Origin of the sequence: Isoptericola sp. NPDC056618 (assembly GCF_042792715.1) — a bacterium.
GTDB lineage: Bacteria > Actinomycetota > Actinomycetes > Actinomycetales > Cellulomonadaceae > Isoptericola > Isoptericola nanjingensis.
The window spans coordinates 1-1,574 of record NZ_JBHTVZ010000043.1; the positions used below are offsets into that span (position 1 = coordinate 1).

At 65.1% G+C, this 1,574-nt stretch carries 2 protein-coding genes; both read right to left on the bottom strand.

The features are described 5' to 3' along the window. Complete coding sequence (locus tag ACFQ8T_RS21715; protein ID WP_430548517.1) at window positions 1-903, bottom strand: carbohydrate ABC transporter permease; 903 nt, start codon at window positions 901-903, stop codon at window positions 1-3. 35 nt (window positions 904-938) lie between these two features. Next, window positions 939-1,574 (bottom strand): carbohydrate ABC transporter permease (locus ACFQ8T_RS21720; RefSeq protein WP_430548516.1); only part of this gene is annotated, 636 nt, incomplete at its 5' end.

Sequence of the window (1,574 nt, forward strand, 5' to 3'; positions counted from 1 at the left end):
TCAGCCCTTGAGGCCTTGGGTGGCGACGCCGTCGACGATGTAGCGCTGGAAGAGGATGAAGAAGATCATCACGGGTAGCAGGGCGAGGACGGCCATGGCCATCTGGGCGCCGTAGTCGGACACGGATGTCTGGTCGACGTAGAGGCGTAGCGCGATGGGCAGGGGGTAGAGGTCGGGCTTCTTGAGGTAGAGCAGGGGTCCGAGGAAGTCGTTCCAGGACCAGATGAACGCGAAGATCGAGCTGGTGATGATCGCGGGGCGCATCAGGGGCAGCATGATGGAGCCGAAGATGCGGCCGTGGCCGGCGCCGTCGATGCGGGCGGCCTCGTCGAGCTCGCGGGGCAGGTTGCGCATGAACTGGACCATGAGGAACACGAAGAATGCTTCGCCGGCGAGGAACTTCGGTGCCAGCAGCGGGATGAACGTGTTCACCATGCCGAGCTCGTTGAACATGATGTATTGCGGGATGATCACGACGTGGAACGGCAGCAGCAGGGTGCCGATCATGATCGCGAAGAAGATGCCCCGGCCGGGGAAGTCGATCCGCGCGAACGCGTAGGCGGCGACGGTGGAGGACAGGATCACCCCGACCACGGAGGCGACGGCCAGGATCATGGAGTTGCCGAAGAAGGTCCAGAACCCGACGCCGCCGATCCCGGACAACGCGGTGGCGAAGTTGGACAGCGACAGGTTGTCCGACCACAGGCTGATGTTCCCGATGATCTCGTTGGACGGCTTGAACGAACTCATGAGCATCCACGCCGCGGGGTAGAGCACCACGATCGTGCAGATGACCATGAAGGCGTGGAACCCGAGCGACCGGACCCCCTTGCGCCGCTTGGCCGCCTTGCGCAACGACGTGTCGATGGTGGCGCGCTCGCGCACGGGTGCGGGCTGAGACATCGTCGGGGTGCTCGTCGGGGTGCTCGTCGGGGCGCTCATCGGTTGTCTCCGGAGTAGTGGACCCAGGCGCCTGAGGTCTTGAACAGGATCGCGGTGATCACACCGACCACGACGACCAGGACCCAGGCCATGGCCGAGGCGTACCCCATGTCGAACTGGGCGAAGCCCTTGATGTACAGGTACAGCGTGTAGAACAGGGTCGAGTCCGCCGGGCCGCCCGTGCCGCCGGAGATGATGAACGCGGACCCGAAGACCTGGAACGCGCCGATCGTCTCCAGCAGCAGGTTGAAGAACAGCACCGGGGACAGCATCGGGATCGTGATCCGCCAGAACTTGCGCACCGGGCCCGCGCCGTCCACGGACGCGGCCTCGTACAGCTCCGCGGGGATCTGCTTCAGCCCGGCGAGGAAGATGACCATCGGGGCGCCGAACGTCCACACCGCGAGCAGCACGAACATCGGCATCGTCTTGGACGGGTCACCCACCCACCCCCCGGCCGGCAGCCCGAACAGCTGCTGGATCCGGTCCACGATGCCGTCATCGATGAACATCGCCTTCCACACGATCGCGATCGACACGCTCGCGCCGATCAGCGAGGGGGCGTAGAAGATCGACCGGTACGCGCCCTGACCCCGGTGCTTCATGTTCAGCACCATCGCGACCAACAGGGC

What these genes read in the sequence shown, in the direction of transcription:
- ACFQ8T_RS21715 (WP_430548517.1), bottom strand. Translation starts at nt 903, where the DNA reads ATGTCTCAGCCCGCACCCGTGCGCGAGCGCGCCACCATCGACACGTCG.